The 15,616-nt window shown below is 61.8% G+C and carries 20 protein-coding genes and 1 tRNA gene; 14 read left to right on the top strand and 7 right to left on the bottom strand.

All coding sequences use genetic code 11. From position 1 onward, the window contains the following. The first annotated feature begins 4 nt into the window (after window positions 1–4). The 5 genes from ACPPVP_RS26025 (at window position 5) to ACPPVP_RS26005 (ending at window position 2,882) form a co-directional block, all read left to right on the top strand. Complete coding sequence (locus ACPPVP_RS26025) at window positions 5–334, top strand: integration host factor subunit alpha (protein ID WP_426525783.1); 330 nt, start codon at window positions 5–7, stop codon at window positions 332–334. Window positions 335–412: 78 nt separating this feature from the next. Then, a complete protein-coding gene (locus ACPPVP_RS26020) occupies window positions 413–979 on the top strand; it encodes a MerR family transcriptional regulator (protein ID WP_426525781.1) in 567 nt (188 codons plus the stop codon). Window positions 980–1,527: 548 nt separating this feature from the next. Then, window positions 1,528–1,779, top strand: a complete 252-nt coding sequence (locus ACPPVP_RS26015; protein ID WP_426525779.1) for a hypothetical protein — start codon at window positions 1,528–1,530, stop codon at window positions 1,777–1,779. A 164-nt stretch (window positions 1,780–1,943) separates the two neighbouring features. Further along, the gene (locus tag ACPPVP_RS26010) at window positions 1,944–2,240 is read left to right on the top strand and encodes a hypothetical protein (protein ID WP_426525777.1); all 297 of its coding nucleotides are present in this window, start codon (window positions 1,944–1,946) and stop codon (window positions 2,238–2,240) included. Window positions 2,241–2,465: 225 nt separating this feature from the next. After that, window positions 2,466–2,882 (top strand): tyrosine-type recombinase/integrase, encoded by a 417-nt coding sequence (locus tag ACPPVP_RS26005; RefSeq protein ID WP_426525775.1) that lies wholly within the window; start codon window positions 2,466–2,468, stop codon window positions 2,880–2,882. Between the two features lie 27 nt (window positions 2,883–2,909). Here the strand turns inward: ACPPVP_RS26005 and ACPPVP_RS26000 are convergent. Then, window positions 2,910–2,987: transfer RNA gene (locus tag ACPPVP_RS26000), tRNA-Pro, on the bottom strand. A 90-nt stretch (window positions 2,988–3,077) separates the two neighbouring features. Then, window positions 3,078–3,206 carry a hypothetical protein gene (locus ACPPVP_RS25995; RefSeq protein WP_426525773.1) on the bottom strand — a complete coding sequence of 43 codons (129 nt, stop codon included), beginning with the start codon at window positions 3,204–3,206 and terminating at the stop codon, window positions 3,078–3,080. A gap of 226 nt (window positions 3,207–3,432) precedes the next feature. Between ACPPVP_RS25995 and ACPPVP_RS25990 the strand changes: the two genes are divergently transcribed. From ACPPVP_RS25990 to ACPPVP_RS25975, 4 genes are all read left to right on the top strand, one after another. Further along, window positions 3,433–4,014 (top strand): hypothetical protein, encoded by a 582-nt coding sequence (locus ACPPVP_RS25990; protein ID WP_426525771.1) that lies wholly within the window; start codon window positions 3,433–3,435, stop codon window positions 4,012–4,014. 16 nt (window positions 4,015–4,030) lie between these two features. Beyond that, complete coding sequence (locus ACPPVP_RS25985) at window positions 4,031–4,696, top strand: hypothetical protein (RefSeq protein WP_426525769.1); 666 nt, start codon at window positions 4,031–4,033, stop codon at window positions 4,694–4,696. A 210-nt stretch (window positions 4,697–4,906) separates the two neighbouring features. Continuing rightward, window positions 4,907–5,812, top strand: a complete 906-nt coding sequence (locus ACPPVP_RS25980; RefSeq protein ID WP_426525767.1) for a dihydrodipicolinate synthase family protein — start codon at window positions 4,907–4,909, stop codon at window positions 5,810–5,812. A 121-nt stretch (window positions 5,813–5,933) separates the two neighbouring features. Then, window positions 5,934–6,902 (top strand): SDR family oxidoreductase, encoded by a 969-nt coding sequence (locus ACPPVP_RS25975; protein ID WP_426525765.1) that lies wholly within the window; start codon window positions 5,934–5,936, stop codon window positions 6,900–6,902. A gap of 60 nt (window positions 6,903–6,962) precedes the next feature. On the opposite strand, the gene ACPPVP_RS25970 is transcribed toward ACPPVP_RS25975, so the two are convergent. Both ACPPVP_RS25970 and ACPPVP_RS25965 read right to left on the bottom strand, forming a co-directional pair. Next, entirely contained in the window at window positions 6,963–7,451 is a 489-nt protein-coding gene (locus ACPPVP_RS25970) for a GcrA family cell cycle regulator (protein WP_426525763.1), read from the bottom strand. 50 nt (window positions 7,452–7,501) lie between these two features. Continuing rightward, a complete protein-coding gene (locus ACPPVP_RS25965) occupies window positions 7,502–7,702 on the bottom strand; it encodes a hypothetical protein (protein ID WP_057839093.1) in 201 nt (66 codons plus the stop codon). 260 nt (window positions 7,703–7,962) lie between these two features. Here ACPPVP_RS25965 and ACPPVP_RS25960 point away from each other — a divergent pair, with 260 nt between their 5' ends. Continuing rightward, window positions 7,963–8,340: a GrlR family regulatory protein gene (locus tag ACPPVP_RS25960; protein WP_426525761.1), complete on the top strand. Its 378-nt coding sequence runs from the start codon at window positions 7,963–7,965 to the stop codon at window positions 8,338–8,340. An 8-nt stretch (window positions 8,341–8,348) separates the two neighbouring features. Here ACPPVP_RS25960 and ACPPVP_RS25955 read toward each other — a convergent pair whose 3' ends face one another. Beyond that, window positions 8,349–9,290: an acetamidase/formamidase family protein gene (locus tag ACPPVP_RS25955; RefSeq protein WP_426525759.1), complete on the bottom strand. Its 942-nt coding sequence runs from the start codon at window positions 9,288–9,290 to the stop codon at window positions 8,349–8,351. Between the two features lie 153 nt (window positions 9,291–9,443). Between ACPPVP_RS25955 and ACPPVP_RS25950 the strand changes: the two genes are divergently transcribed. From ACPPVP_RS25950 to ACPPVP_RS25940, 3 genes are all read left to right on the top strand, one after another. Beyond that, the gene (locus ACPPVP_RS25950; protein ID WP_426525757.1) at window positions 9,444–10,247 is read left to right on the top strand and encodes a YdcF family protein; all 804 of its coding nucleotides are present in this window, start codon (window positions 9,444–9,446) and stop codon (window positions 10,245–10,247) included. Between the two features lie 77 nt (window positions 10,248–10,324). Beyond that, the gene (locus ACPPVP_RS25945; RefSeq protein ID WP_426525755.1) at window positions 10,325–11,110 is read left to right on the top strand and encodes a DUF169 domain-containing protein; all 786 of its coding nucleotides are present in this window, start codon (window positions 10,325–10,327) and stop codon (window positions 11,108–11,110) included. An 82-nt stretch (window positions 11,111–11,192) separates the two neighbouring features. Beyond that, window positions 11,193–12,371, top strand: a complete 1,179-nt coding sequence (locus ACPPVP_RS25940) for a saccharopine dehydrogenase family protein (protein WP_426525753.1) — start codon at window positions 11,193–11,195, stop codon at window positions 12,369–12,371. A gap of 140 nt (window positions 12,372–12,511) precedes the next feature. Here ACPPVP_RS25940 and ACPPVP_RS25935 read toward each other — a convergent pair whose 3' ends face one another. Beyond that, entirely contained in the window at window positions 12,512–13,705 is a 1,194-nt protein-coding gene (locus tag ACPPVP_RS25935; protein ID WP_426525751.1) for an FAD-dependent oxidoreductase, read from the bottom strand. A 124-nt stretch (window positions 13,706–13,829) separates the two neighbouring features. Between ACPPVP_RS25935 and ACPPVP_RS25930 the strand changes: the two genes are divergently transcribed. Continuing rightward, a complete protein-coding gene (locus ACPPVP_RS25930) occupies window positions 13,830–14,336 on the top strand; it encodes a MarR family winged helix-turn-helix transcriptional regulator (RefSeq protein ID WP_426538054.1) in 507 nt (168 codons plus the stop codon). On the opposite strand, the gene ACPPVP_RS25925 is transcribed toward ACPPVP_RS25930, so the two are convergent. Beyond that, window positions 14,333–15,601 carry an O-antigen ligase family protein gene (locus ACPPVP_RS25925; protein WP_426525749.1) on the bottom strand — a complete coding sequence of 423 codons (1,269 nt, stop codon included), beginning with the start codon at window positions 15,599–15,601 and terminating at the stop codon, window positions 14,333–14,335. The two genes, ACPPVP_RS25930 and ACPPVP_RS25925, sit on opposite strands and share 4 nt — an antisense overlap. Between the last annotated feature and the right edge of the window lie 15 nt (window positions 15,602–15,616).

Below are 15,616 nucleotides of genomic sequence, written 5' to 3'. Positions count from 1 at the left end.
GGCGATGACCGGGACCGGAAAAACAGTCACACGTGTCGATTTGTGCGAGGCGGTCTACCAGAAGGTGGGCCTGTCGCGAACGGAATCGTCCGCGTTTGTCGAGCTTGTTTTGAAAGAGATCACCGATTGCCTGGAGAAGGGCGAGACGGTGAAGCTGTCGTCATTCGGCTCCTTCATGGTGCGCAAGAAGGGTCAGCGGATCGGACGTAACCCGAAGACCGGTACCGAAGTGCCGATCTCGCCGCGGCGTGTGATGGTGTTCAAGCCGTCAGCCATCCTGAAGCAGCGGATCAACGGTCATGCGGTCGGCAACGGCGAAGGCAAGGTCGATTAGCGCGACCGAGTAATACGGCCGCGTAACAAGGCGGGTACCGCGTCTTCACCAACGAGATGAGTTGAGAGGAGCTGGCATTTGGACAAAGCGCCGGATGCGTTCCGCACCATCAGCGAAGTCGCTGAAGAACTCGATATACCCCAGCACGTGCTGCGGTTCTGGGAGACGCGATTCGCCCAGATCAAGCCGATGAAGCGAAGCGGCGGGCGGCGTTACTATCGCCCCGACGACGTCGACCTGCTCAAGGGCATCCGCCGGCTGCTCTACGGCGAGGGCTACACCATCCGCGGCGTGCAGCGGATTCTCAAAGAGCACGGCATCAAATCGGTGCAGGGCCTCGCCGACCAGACTTCAGCCGTCTCGTTCGGCGCGGTCGAGGAGGCGATCGGTCTCAGCCTGCAGGAGCCGGAGGACGATGGCGAAACGCCGATCGTCGAAGGTGCCGAGGACGAGGATGAGGACGACGGATCCGAAGAGAAGGAAATCGACTACCGCTTTGTCGATACCGACGACGAAGGCATTCTGCTGCCGTTTGTGAAAAGCAAACCAGGCCCCTCGGACGCCGACCGCGAACGCCTCGAACGGGTGCTGCAGGATCTCGTCACCTGCCGCCAGTTGCTGGACAACGCCATGAAGGACGGCTGAGCGGCGAGGAGCTGGACCAGATCGCCTTTGAAACCGAACAACGGGACAGGCGATGGACACACGACCAGTCCGCCACCGTCCTCGAGATTAGCGTCGGCGACCGCGAGGATCTCAGCCTCCGGTTCTGCGGCGCCAACGACGGATCCGGACTATGAGCGCTGTCAGGAGCTGAAGTGTGCGAAGGACGCCGCACGGAAGCGCAAGTCTCGGGCTGGTCGTAGCACCGGACGGCCGCGCGGCAGACCCGCAGCCCGCATCCGGGAACAAAATGCCGAACGCCGGCGACGTCGCTGCGAGTCACGCAAAAATCCGTCACGCGATATAATAGATATAGGGACGGTGACGCATTTAAGCGTGACGCCTCCCAAATCCCCATCCATGTTCCAGCTCCGCTCGAAGTCCGCCGAGCGCATCAAGCGCGACGGCGCAGGTCACCGGCCGATCTTGATCGAAGGGAAGGTGTCGCCGCCGGAGACCGGCGGCTCCGTTATGGCTGCGCCGCCTCCGCCGATCGATCAGATTTCCTCAGTAGCCATAAGGAGCGTGACATGACGACGCCAGCATTCGACGACGATGATCTCGACACGCCCTTGACCATGCAGAACTATGTGGAAATCACCAGTGACACTCCTCTTGATGAAGCTGTCGACAATGTCGAGCAGCGGGAGATCGAACCGCCTTGCAGGGCCATACCTGAAAAGATCGGCACCATCCTTCAGGAAAATCGCAAATGGCGGCCGGATGATAAGCCACCATCAGAAACTGACCGCGATCCGAACGACCGCTGGTGGGACCGATAACAGAAACTCCAACACGATGAGCATCGCGCTAAGGGCCGCCCGGCAGGCGGCCGTCCCCGGGTGGGCCCAGATGAAGTGAATTCATTTCACCGGGAAGTGAGGGGCATACCATCAACTCCGGGTGCATATTGTTCCGGTGGGCGGGCTTCTTTGTGGAGGAAGGTATGAACAAACTCTCCATCGCCGTCGGTCTGCTCGCCCTGTTGGGTACCGCCGCCATCGCACAACAAACGACGCAAAGTCGACCCACTTCACAGGTCGGCGTCCGTGGCAGCACCTTCACCAGCGGCATGACCAGCGGCAACAGCGGCAGCATGACAAGTTCCGGAATGCGCGACAGCACCACGGGCATGAGCAGCGGGCCCGAGCGCGGCAGTCCCAACGGCTCGCCGACAGCTGCGCCGACGGCGACAACCGGCCCGAATGGTGAGCCATCGAACAACGAGACGCCGCCCAAGTAAGCGGGTACGGCCACGAATCGCGCGCACCCGTCCCGAGATTTTTTCTTGCTGCGATCATCCGCCCCGACGGGGACCTCTCTGGCCACCCGGCAAGGTCTCCGCAAGTTTGCGGTCATTGCCCCGTCGACGGCGATCTCCCATCACCGACGGAGGCCGATACCCCATGGCGGGTCATGGCAAATTCGCACCTAAAACTGGTTGCACCAACCACCGAAAAACGAACAGTTGTCCCGGTGCGCCGGCCGAACGCCGAACGCCGAGCTTCGATCGCGTGAGTACCTGACCGACGCCGAGGTAGAGAAGCTGACCAGTGCAGCCAAGGCCAATCGCCGCGGCCAGCGGGACGCTACGATGATCCTGGTCGCGTATCAGCACGGCCTGAGGGTTTCCGAATTGGTCGACCAGCGGTGGACCAGGTGGACTCATAACGTGACCCTGGCCGTGCGCAGGGCCAAGAAGGGCTCGCCCAGCACGCACACCATCCGCAAGCTGCAGCGGGATCAGAACCCGAAGTCGCCGTTCGTGTTTACCTCTGAGCGCGGCGCCCCGTTCACCACGGCAGGCTTTGCGCGGCTTGTCGAGCGCGCTGGCGCGGCTGCTGAGCTTTGCTTCAAAGCTCACCCCCACATGCTGAGGGCTTAAATATGGGCTTGCTATTATTGAGGAATTTGGTCGGAGCGAGAGGATTTGAACCTCCGACCCCTAGTCTCCCAGACTAGTGCGCTAACCGGGCTGCGCCACGCTCCGATGCCGTTCCATTAGCTGCGATCAGCGCCCGGCGCAAGGCGCGCGAACGGGCCTCATTGTGGCAGCCGCTGGTCAGTTCCCGACCCAGTCCTAGATGCCGAGAAGCCAGACGCCGACAATGGCACCGAGCACAACTAGTCCGCTGACGGTCCAGCCCGTGACATAAGCCGCACCATCCGATTCCGGTCGATCGACCATGGTATCGTGCCAATGGGTCATTGGGGGCCTCCTATGGATACTCCCTCTGGTATGTAGGTCGCTGGCCGAGGGCGAAGGTTCAACGAGCCCTGGGGCGCCCCTGCGACCTAATTCCCGGGCTTCCGATGCGCCCCGCCGCCCCGGTAAGTTTGCCTTAACCCCACTCCAGGCATCGATCCGTGATTAAGATTCCCGGCATACTCTGGGTGTTATGGATATCCCGATACAACCGTTTCGGGGTTGAACCATGAATTTCTTGAAGCGTGCGGCCTTTGTTTTGGGTGGCATTTTTCTGGGCATCAATCTGATCAACTACTTCGTCCTGGGCAACAGCGGGGATTACCTGCCGGGCGGGGAACGTATGGGCGAATGGAAAGAGGCCAAGATACGGGAGGCCTGCTATCCCGCGCTTGAAGCCCCCGAGCGCGATTCCTTGCTGCCAAAGCTTTCGACCAACGAGCATCGCGTCGACTGGCGGGATCTCAACCGGGCGAAAGAGATGACGGCCGCGCTGAACTGTTATCTCGTCACCAATCCGAACGCGATCTGCGAGCGGAATAATCGCGCCTACATCGTCGATTACATCAACCGCTATTTCGCGAAGTTCGATGAAATGCTCGACACCGCCAAGCGATATGGCGAATCCGAAATATCCACGGTCAGGAATCTCTGGGACAGCCCTCGCAACCGCGCGATCAACGCGGCCTTGATGCAGGACACCAGCAATGGCCGCCTGATCAAGGCGGATTTCGGTTGGTCCGTCCCAGCGGCCGTGAAGCCGATGCTCGATCGGTACAACGGCGCGACCGACAACTGCCCCAGGGCTTAGCAGTGGAGTGGGACCTTTGAATTTGATCCGTCAATTTCTCACCCTCATCCTGGCTTTCGCCGGAGGATTCCTCGTGGTCGGCGGGTGGATCTGGGCCCCGAATATATCGAGTGCGATGTCGAGTTTCGTCTCGGTCGGGCCCAGCGTCTCGTTGTTCGCCGATGCCAATCGCCTCGGCCGGCCGGAGGTCGCGCCGGTCGTGCGGGGCTGCATTTTCCGCGTAGTGGACGTCGGTCCAGACGCGAAGATCGAGCCAAGTGCTGGATACTTCATCCTGAAGGCCGGCACCATGCAGGCGAACATTGCCAGCCTGGCGGGTAAACCAGAAGATCCGAGATCTGACTTCCGGACGGTTGAATTAGCCGCCAAATGGGGAGAGCTGGCGGGCTGCATTTATGCGCAGGACGATCGCCAACTCTGTGATCCCGATAACCGCGCGGCGATGGTTGAGGCCACCACGAAGTTCTTTGCATTTGCAAAACAGGCGGAAGCGTCCAAGCCGCCGATGCCAGCCGATGAGGCAAGCGCCATCAGAAATATAAGCGATAAATTGTTGAACGCACTCAAGAACCACCGGCGCTACGGCACGCTTGTTGCTGCTGATTTCGGTAGCTTCGCCGCGCCCGAGATCATGCAGATCATGCGTGAAGACAAAGAGACCCGCGATATCTGCAAGCGTTGACCTGCCTGCGGTGAAATATTGCGAGCTGCGAGCGCGGGGCTCCGCTTTAATCGACATCCAGCTCACGCGGCGTTTCCGATACCCTGTCGTGCCAATTCCGCAACTGGAAAGCTGTCCAGACATCCCATAGGCTTGCCGCAACCGGCTGATATCGCCGGCAAAGCGGGGTACACACCCGCACACAACGGATGGAAACGCGAGGGCAGGCCGATGAAAGCACGTCCCACAGGCGTGATACCGCCGATGACAACGCCGTTCCGCAAAGACGGCGAGATCGACTTCAAACAGGTAGCTCCCCAGGTCGACTGGCTGATCGGCGCCGGCAGCCACGGCATGGCGGCCGGCGGGTCGACCGGCGAGGGGCATACGCTCGACCACGAGGAATATCGCGACCTAATGGCGGCGACGGTGGAAGCCGCGAAGGCGCGCGCCCCCGTGATCGCCGGCATCATCGTCGATTCCACCCGCGATGCGATCCGGCGCGGCAGGCTGGTGCGCGACATGAATGTCGCGGCACTGCAAGTGACGCCGGTGCATTACCTGTTCAAGCCTGACGAGCAGGCGATGGTCGATCACTTCCGCCGCATGGCCGATGAAACCGGCATGCCGATCATCATCTACAACGTGGTGCCGTGGTCCTACCTCTCGCCGGCGCTTTTGACGCGGATCATGAACGAGGTGCCGCTGGTCGTCGGCGTCAAGCAGAGCGCAGGCGATCTGAAACTGTTCGCCGATCTCATGATGATGGCGCCGGACAAACTGATCTACAGCGCCGTCGACGCGTTGATGTATCCGTCCTACACGCTTGGCGCGCACGGATCGATCGCGGCGATCCTGAGCGCCGCGCCGCATGCTTCCGTCGAGCTCTGGAATGCGGTCAAGGCGGGCAATCATGTTCGTGCGCTGGAGTTGCACCAGAAACTGTTGACGTTGTGGAACGCGATCGTCTCGGACAATCTGCCGGCGTGCACGCGCTACGCACAGTCGCTGCAGGGATTGTCGCCAACGTTCTCCCGTGCGCCGATGCCGGAGGCTTCACCCGCGCAACAGGCCGCGATCCGGCAAGCGCTGGATGGATTGGGTGCGCTTGGCGGCTCTCGCGAGGCGGCAGAGTAATTCCGCCTGACGAAACGTCGCTGCGCTTTACCCGCGGTTTGCACCTGCTACTGTCCTGTTGCGCACGGGCTCCGTTGGCCTGAGCTCCAATTCAAAAACGAAAACCGAGGTAACGATCTCAATGAAGGATTTTGCCGGAAAGTTCGCCGTGATCACCGGAGGCGGCACAGGCATGGGCCGCGAACTCGCGCGCCAGCTCGTCGCCGAAGGCTGCAATGTCGCGATGTGCGACGTTTCGGTCGAGGCGATGGCCGAGACCAAGCGGCTGTGTGAGGCGGAAAAGCTGCCGCAGGGTCTGCGCGTCACCACCCATGTCGCCGACGTCTCGATCGAGGCTCATCTCCAGCGTTTTCGCGATGAGCTGATCGAGCAGCAGGCGACCGACAAGATCCATCTCTTGTTCAACAATGCCGGCATCGGCGGCGGCGGCAGCCTGTTCACCAACACACGCGAGCAGTGGGAGCGCACCTTCAACATCTGCTGGGGCGGCGTCTATCTCGGCGTTCGCACCTTCCTGCCGCTGATGCTAAAGGCGGACGAGGCGCACATCGTCAACACATCGAGCGTCAACGGGTTTTGGGCGTCGGTCGGTCCCGGCGCTTCGCACACCGCCTACTGCTCCGCCAAATTCGCGGTGAAAGGCTTTACCGAAGCGCTGATGACGGACCTGCAGCTCAACGCCCCTCACATCAAATGCTCTGTCGTGATGCCCGGGCATATCGGTACCTCGATCGTTTCCAATTCGCGCAAGATCCAGAGCGGATCGGAATCTACCGCACTAACCCCGAATGAAATCCTGGCGACGCGCCAGAGGCTGAAGGGCACAGGCGTCGACGTCGCGGCGATGTCGGACGACGACATCCAGAAAGTCGCGCTCGACCGTGCCCGCAACTTTCTCGAACAGGCGCCGACCACGGCGGCGGCCGCGGCAAAAATCATCCTCGACGGCGTCAAGGCCGAGCGCTGGCGCATTCTCGTCGGCGACGATGCCCACAAGCTCGACGAGCGGGTGCGGCAGGCCCCGGAAAAGGCGTACACGCCGGAGTTCTACAAGAGTCTTGCGGAAGAAGTCGGCTGGCGGCTCGGTTAGGGCAGCATCGGTTCTGATAGAATCGGAACCGATGCTTCTCGTTGTGTCGACGCGTTTTCTTTACGCGAATCGATTGCCTGATCCCCTCACGACGCGCTGGCGCGAGCCCGGACGGTAGGCGAGGCGGTGGTGGCCCGAGCAATAGGGCATGCCTTCCACCGGCGTATTGCCGCAAAAGCAGAAATCCTCGGCGCCGGGCGTGCTGATCGGCCAGCGGCACCGTTCGTTGCTGAGTTCGAACAGCGAGCAGCGGCGCTCGCTTGCGATCGGTTCCTCCTCGAGCGGCTGCGCGTTTTCGTAGACGGCCTGCAGGATTTGATACTGCAGTCTGGGGATGGATTTCCTGGAGCGATCTCTGGCGGTCTTGTCCGGGCGCGGTTTGGCCCTTGGGGGTCCGCGCGTCAATTCCAGGCGAGCGAGCTTGCCGATGACGGCGTTGCGGCTAACGCCGATGCTGGCTGCGATCTCGCGGCAGGTGAGGCCGGCTTCAAAATGACTCTTCAGCAATTCGACGCGATCGGTCGTCCAGGTCGGTACATTCGTAAGCATGTTTCTCGGTTCCACATCCTGTGTGAACCGCCGCGTTCCGAAAATTCCCGTTAGGACGCCTTTCCGTTGTCGCGGATGGCAAGCAGCCCGTCCTTGATGGCGAGCCGAATGCCTTCCTCGATCAAAGTTCTTGCGACGCCGGGAACGCTGGTGCCGTGGGTGCCCTGTCTCACCAGTCTTTCGAGATAGTTGATGGTCGAGAGCGCCAACGTAACGGGAACGCGGTCGGTTTCGGCTTTTTCTGTAGCCATGGAGAACGCTAACTTTTAAACGATGTACTGAAAAGTTACTATTTCGACTCTATTTAGTTTTGCACACATGAGTCAAACGCCTTGTGGATAGCGTTCTATCCATTTGAAAAAGCGGTTAAAAATCCAGGGTCGGGTCTGTGGACGGGCTGCGCGCCTTGTGAACTGAGCTCCCGGAAGGCCTTGGGCAGCGTTCACCGCCGCGGCGAAACGCTCCAGCCGCGCGCCCATTTCTTGATTGCGTCGCACAGCCGGTAATGCCGATGATGTCCGAGGACGACGGCAAGGGCGCAATGACGGTAGCGAACGGTCTCTACACCATTCAGATCGAGATGACGGACGGCGGGCACGGCCGCGCCAACGGCGTGATCGTGTTACACGACGGCAATATCGCCGGCGGCGATTCCTATTTCTATTACACCGGCTCCTACCGCGGCGATCACGGCAAATGGCGCGGCGAATTGATCACCAATGAGCATTCGAAGTCTGCGGGCACCCGGCCGCTGTTCGGCGGGCGCGAGGTCACCTGCGGCTTTACCGGCGTCTATTCAGCCGACGCGGCGGAAGTGAACGGCACGGCGCTGGTCGGAAAAACCAGCGTCGTGTTCCACGCCAGGCTGCAACTGCGTTCCGAGTTCTGAAGCCGGTCTCAGCCGTGCACGACTGCCTTCGCGATCATGCAGTGAATGCCCTTGGAGCCGTTGACGGTCTGCGTCACGCGTAAATCGGCGGCGAGGCTGCACAGCGTGTAAGCATCCTCGCGTGACAGATTGCGCTTCTCGCCGAGCAGCACGATCATGTCGCGGAGCGCGCGCACCACGCATTGATCGAGGTCGGGGTCCATCGCCATCGTCATGTAGTGATCGGCCGTTTCCGCACGGGGATAATCGAGCCGCAGGTCCTTGCGCAGCGTCAGGCGGAAGCGGCCCTGCAGCGCGGTCTCGATCGCGGTGACGCAGACCTCGCCGTCGCCCTGAACGCCGTGGCCGTCGCCGCAGGAGAACAGCGCGCCCGGTACGAATACCGGCAGATACAGTTTGCCGCCGGTGCCCAATTCCTTGTTGTCGAGATTGCCGCCCATCGCGCGCGGGATCAGCGACGTGATGCGGCCCCAGGCGGGTGGCGGTGCCACGCCCATCACGCCGAAGAATGGTTTCAGCGGCAGGTCGAGGCCCCATGGCATCCGGCCCACCATGCGTTCACGGTCAAGCGGAATGTTCAGGATCCGCGTTTCGTGAAAATCGTCCGGCAGGGTGCCCGCCAGCGGTCGGATCAGATTCCAGCCCCAATCCTGCCTGAGCTGGACGTCGAGGATGTCGACTTCCAGCACGTCACCCGGTTCGGCCCCGGCCACCGCAACCGGGCCGGTGAGGATATGGCCCTGCAGTTGCCGCTCGCATTTCGTATGAATCTCCGTGAGTTCGGGCGGGATGTGAAACCTGCTTTTGTCCGGCACGGCCTCGGGGCCGCCGCTGACGGTCTCGATGGTGACTTCGTCGCCGCTGGCGATGGTCAGCACCGGCTTCAATTGCGCGTCGAAGTAGCCCCAATGGCAAGTTTCCGGGCTGGAATGCAGGTGATGATGCGGCATGAAGAGGGCTTTCTTGGTGGGGAAGTGGTGCTCAATTTGTCATTGTCTGACTTGATCCGGCAATCCATTCTTTTCGAAAAGGCCTCTGCGAAGAGGGATGGATACGCGGGTCAAGCCCGCGTATGACGGGTTTACCCATCCGTGAGGCTTCCCTTGTTTTTTGTCCTGTCCAAAACGCTCGGCTATTTGCTGTTGCCGACGAATTTCCTGATCGCTATCGGGTTCGTCGGCGCTATTCTGATGGTGACGCGCTTCGCATCGCTCGGCCGCAAGCTGGTGATAGCGGCCGTGCTGCTTCTCGTGATCTGCGGGCTGTCACCGCTCGGAAACGTGTTGCTCTATCCGCTGGAACAGCGCTTCCCGCAATGGGACGCGACGCGCGGCGCGCCCGATGGCATCATCATTCTGGGGGGATCGATCGATGCCGATCTTTCCGCGGCGTATCGAACACCGGTGGTGCGTGGAGCGCCGGACCGGATCATTGCCGCCGCGGCGTTGGCGAGGCGATATCCGAACGCGCGTGTGGTTTTTTCCGGCGGCAGCGCGAACCTCATTTCGAACGATGCCAGGGAAGCCGATTTCGCCGGCGCCATCTTCGAAAGCCTCGGCGTCGATAAATCGCGGCTGATCATGGAACGGGCATCGCGCAACACCCAGGAGAATGCCGAATTCTCCAAGGCGCTGGTCAAGCCGAAGGACGGCGAACGATGGGTGCTGGTGACCTCGGCCTTTCATATGCCTCGGTCGGTGGGTTTGTTTCGAAAGGCGGGATTTGCGATCGAGCCCTATCCCGTTGATTGGCGGGTCGGCGGACGCGATGATCTGATGGCGCTTTCAAACGTCGCCGTCGAAGGGCTCGGACGGACCGACCTCGCGGTACGTGAATGGATGGGTCTCGTCGCATACCGGCTCACCGGCAAGATCGATGAATTGTTGCCGGGGCCGGCGCCGAAGTAAGAGGTCGCAAGCCCGCTCCAGCCGGGCTACAATCGGGCAAGGCGCTTGTTCAGCGCGCCGATCGGGAGTTTTACGCCATGCAGCAGCAGACACCGCCGGAAGCGTTCGATTTGGCCGGCATGGTGGCCGATCTCAACAGCCTGCTTCGCCTGAAGACGACGGTGATCGGCATCAAGATGTTCGCCCGCGTCGAGGAGATGGCCGCGATCCCAAAGATCCGGCGACCCTCGGCGGTGCATACCACCGACCAGATCGTCAGCATGGCCTCGCGGCTCGGCTGGACCGTCGGCATCACCGGTGACGACCTCGTCGGCGCCCAATGCCGCGCGGTGATCGGGCTGGCGCCGCAGGACGAAAAGTTTCTCGCCGGCGAAAACTATGTCGGCGTCTGGCACGGCACGGCCGAGGATGCACGCAAGCGCCAGGAAGCACTCGATGTCGTGCCTTACGGCCAGTATCAAGCGATGGCGGTGAGCCCGCTCACCAGCGGCCGGCTCAACCCGCCGGATATTTGCCTGGTCTACGCCACGCCCGGGCAGATGATCATTCTGATCAACGGCCTGCAATATACCGGCTACAAGAAATTCGAATGGGGCGTGGTCGGCGAGACCGCGTGCGCGGATTCCTGGGGCAGGGCGCTGAAGACCGGTGAGCCGTCGCTCTCGCTGCCGTGCTTTGCGGAGCGACGCTATGGCGGCGTGCCTGATGAGGAGATGCTGATGGCGCTCAAGCCAGAACATCTCGCCAAGGCCATCGTTGGCATGAAGCAATTGGCCAAGAACGGCCTGCGCTATCCAATCGCGCCCTACGGGATTCAGGCCGATGTGCGCGCCGGGATGGGCGTGTCTTACGCCAAGAAATAGGCTTGCGAAATGTGGCCGAAGCCGTCATTGCCAGCGACAAACGCTTCGCGTTTGAGGCAATGACGAGAAATAGGAATCTAATATGTCATCGTCGAAATTCGACATCGCCGTCTACGGCGCTACCGGCTTCACCGGGCAGCTCATCGCCGAATATCTCGCCGCGCATTACAAGGGCGACGCGAATTTGAAATGGGCGATGGCCGGGCGCAGCAAGGACAAGCTCGCCTCCGTCCGCGACGCCATCGGAGCGCCGGCCGATACGTCGCTGATCGTGGCCGATGCCAGCGATCCCGCATCGTTGAAAGCGATGGTGGATCAGACGAAATCCGTGATCAGCACGGTCGGCCCGTATCAGTTTTATGGCAACGAGCTGCTTGCTGCCTGCGTAGCCTCGGGTACCGACTATTTCGATCTTTGCGGTGAACCGTTGTGGATGCGGGAGATGATCGACAAGCATGAAGCCGCGGCGAAGGCGAGCGGCGCACGCATCGTGTTTTCGTGTGGGTTCGACTCGGTGCCGTTCGAACTTGGCGCCTTCTTCGTGCAGGAGGAAGCCAAGCGTGTATTCGGCGCGCCGGCTTTGCGCGTCAAGGGCCGCGTGCGCGATATGCGCGGCACCCTGTCCGGCGGCACCGCCGCGAGCGCCAAGGCGACGTTCGATGCGGTCGCCAAGGATCTCAGTCTGGTTGCGATCCTCAAGGATGCGTTTGCGCTGACGCCTGGGTTCAAGGGACCCAAGCAGCCGTCGGGCAGCAAGACGGTGTATGAGGAAGACCTGAAGTCCTGGGCCGCACCGTTCATGATGGCGCTCATCAACACCCGCAACGTCCACCGCTCGAACCTGCTGATGGGCTTTCCGTACGGGAAGGAGTTCGTCTACGACGAGATGGTTTTGACGGGGGCCGGCGAGAAGGGCGAGGCCAACGCCAAATTGGTGACGGCCGCAAACACCGAAAAGACCGGTCCGAATGCGCCGAAGCCGGGCGAGGGACCGTCAAAGGAAGAGCGCGAGAACGGGCTCTACGATCTCCTGTATGTCGCGATTGCTCCCGATGGCCGGCAAGTCCGCGCGGCGGTGAAGGGCGACCGCGATCCCGGCTATGGGTCGACCTCGAAGATGATTTCGGAATGCGCGATCTGCTTGCTGCGCGATACGCCCGACGTGCCGGCGGGAATCTGGACGCCTGGCGCAGCGATGCAGCACAAGTTGATCAAGCGGCTGGTGGATCATGCCGGATTGACGTTCACGGTGGAGAAGTAGTCGCGGATCGTGATCCCGTAGGGTGGGCAAAGCGCAGCGTGCCCACCATTCGCTCTAACGGTCGTGGACAGATGGTGGGCACGGCGCAAAGCGCGCCTTTGCCCACCCTACGCAGCTACGCAGCCGCGCGGCGCGATGGCTCACGCCGCGCGGGGATCATAGGCGTACATCCAGTCCATTCCCTTTGCCGTGACCGGCAGCAGCAGTTTCAGCATGCGGTCGCGGATCCAGGCGCCGGTGGCGCCGAATTCGCGCTTGCTGTTGCCGTTGCGGCGGGCGAGCGCGACGATCTTCTCTGCGCGGGGACGGCGTTCGGCCTCGAAATTCTGGAAGGTCAGTCCAAGTTCCTGCCGATCCTGCATCAGCCGGCCGAGCCGCATGGCGTCTTCGAGCGCGAGCGAGGCGCCCTGGCCGGCATGCGGGCTGGTGGCGTGCGCGGCGTCGCCGATCAACAGCGTGCGCTGGCGCGACCAGGTCGGCAGGGTCGCAACATCGAGCGTCGCGGTCACCACGATATTTTCGGCCGCGTCCAGAATGCGCGGGATCGGTTCGTGCCAGCCGGCATGGAAATCGAGCAAATGCCGCTTGATCGCGTCCTGGCTCATGGCGCAGAATTCTTCCGCAGCGATGCCATGCGACGGCTGCGTGCTCCACCACATCACGCCGTCGGCGGGATCGGAACTGCAGAAGCCATAACCGAAAAAGCCGCTTTGCCCGAACGTCGTCACCATGCGTTGGCCGATCGGCGCATCGTCGAGCAGCGATCTCGGCACGAAGCCGCCGAAGCCGATCAGGCCCGTGTCGAACGGCTTTGGACCATCGGGGATCACGTGCGCGCGTACCGCGGAATGCACGCCGTCGGCGCCGATCACGAAATCGCCCTCGGCAAAGGAGCCGTCGGAGAAATGTACGACGACGGGCTTGTCGGCGCGATCCTCGATGGCGACCAGCCGCTTCTCGAACCGCAACTCGACATTCTCGCACCAGGCCTTGTTGATGAGCGCTTCGTTCAGCATGGCGCGGCACATGTTCACCGCGGGCTGGCCGAAACGCTGCCTCATGTTCTGGTTGATGGATCCAAGCGGGACGCCTGATTGGGAATGGAAATCGAAGGATTCGGCGACCGATCCACGGCGGATCATTTCGGAGGCCAAACCGATTTCGGCCAGCACATGCATGCCGTTCGGCGCGATCTGCAGGCCGCCACCAATCCCGGTGGAATAGGGCCACGCCTCGAACAGTTCGGCGTCGATGCCGGCCTTCTTGAGGAAAATCGCCGTCACGGGACCGGCGATACCGCCGCCGATGATCAGGGCTTTCGGTCGTCCGCTCATGCCTTGCTCCATGCGTCCAGGAAGTGATAGGAACGTACAGTAACTAATTATCTTAGTTGCTAAGATGTATATCGACTAAGAGGTGGAGCTGGCTTTGTCAAGAGCGAAGGCGCGGGCTGCGCTGATGCAGGAACTCGAGAACGCGCTGCGTCGGTCGTCGGCGCAGGGCGTCATTTTCGGGCAAACGGTGGCCAACACGGTCGGGATTTCAGGCTCCGACCTCGAATGCCTCGACTTCCTCAGTCTGGAAGGCCGGGTGACCGCCGGGCGGCTCGCGGAGGTCACGGGGCTGACCACGGGCGCCATCACCGGCGTCGTCGACCGGCTGGAAAAGGCCGGTCTGGCTCGCCGCGAGCGCGATCCCGCCGACCGCCGCAAGGTGTTCATCACCACCGTCCCGGAGAACATCGCCAAGGTCGGCCGCTTCTACGAACACATGCAGCGCGGCATGGTCAAACTATGGGAGTCCTACTCGGACGCAGAGTTGCGGCTGCTGCTGGAGTTCGCCACCAAGGGTTACGAGACCATGCTGGCAGCGACCGAGGAGCTCAAGTCGATGGTCGATGCGCCCAGGAAAACGCAAAGGGGAAAGCCGGAGCAAAAGCCGGCCGGGAAAGGCAAGCGGACCTAGGAAGCCGTCGCGGGCACCGTGAGCGCTGGATTGGCGCGGGCCTTCCAGCGTTCGGCGGCGACAAACATGCCCCACATGGTGCCCAGCATCAGCCAGAAGTGCCGCCAATGATCGGTATCGATGATGAAGCTTTCGCCGACGGTTCCGACGAAGGCAGTGAAGATCACGATATAGGCCGGCTGCCACGGTACGCGGACGAAGATATAGCGGAACCCCGTCAGCACGGTGACGAAGACGAGCGCCGGATAGCAGACGCCGGCGAGCCAGCCGCCCGACATGAATGCGTTCAAATAGGAATTGTGGGTATCTTCCGGGAAAAAGCGGTTGAACTGCAGTGGCCCGATGCCGAGCGGCAGCCCGAGCGCCATTTCCGCGCCGAGAACATGTCGGCCGAACCGGCCGAAGCGCCCGGTGTCATAACTCTGGTCGAAGCTGGCGCGCTGCTTGAACAGGTCTGCCACCGAGCTCAGCGATAAAAGTACCGCGACAAGCGCTCCCGCAACCACGACGGCAACGAGCGCAGTCATGATGATGCGTGAGCGCTGCGCCTGTGAGCGGCTGGTCAGCACCATCAGCACAAGCATGAGGCCGGAAACGATGATCAATTGGCCCCACGCCGCGCGCGAGAACGACAGCAGGATGGCCAGCGAGATGATGCCGAATGCGATCGCGCTGCGGAGCGACTTGCCGAACCGGTCGGTGACGACGCTTTGCAGCGCAAGCACCGCCGGCAGGATCAGGAACGCGCCGAGCACGTTCGGGTCCTTGAACGTGCCGCGGGCGCGGTCATACAGCGTCAGCAGATCGCGCCCACCGGGAACAAGGTTGAAATAGCCGGCAATGCCCGCGAGCGAGGCAATCACTGCGCCGACGACGAGACCGCGCCGAAGCATGTCGAGCCGGGCGGTGGTATCCTCCGAGATCACCATGGCGAACAACACGACGGTTATCGCCATGTACCAGGAAGTCATGATCCAGTTCGGCACATTGGGCCGGTCGAACACGGCGACCGAACTGATGGTGTAGCCGATATTGATCAAGAACAGCAGCAAAAGCAGCGGAATGAATACCAGCCGCATCCGCAGGCCGGTTGCGAAAAAGATCACGGTGGCCAACAACGTGACGATCTCGTACGGCGAGGGTTCGATGAAGACGATGGCGATCGATGCGCCGGCCAGCCAGACCAATGCGCGCTGCAAGGCGAGCACGCCAGGCGCGGCCGTCATCGATGGGAGCGATCCCCCGGCTGTCGCGGCATACGCCATTACACACTCACGCAA

It is taken from the genome of Bradyrhizobium sp. McL0615, assembly GCF_049993905.1.
Lineage (GTDB): Bacteria > Pseudomonadota > Alphaproteobacteria > Rhizobiales > Xanthobacteraceae > Bradyrhizobium.
This window is presented reverse-complemented; position numbering and strand designations above follow the sequence as displayed.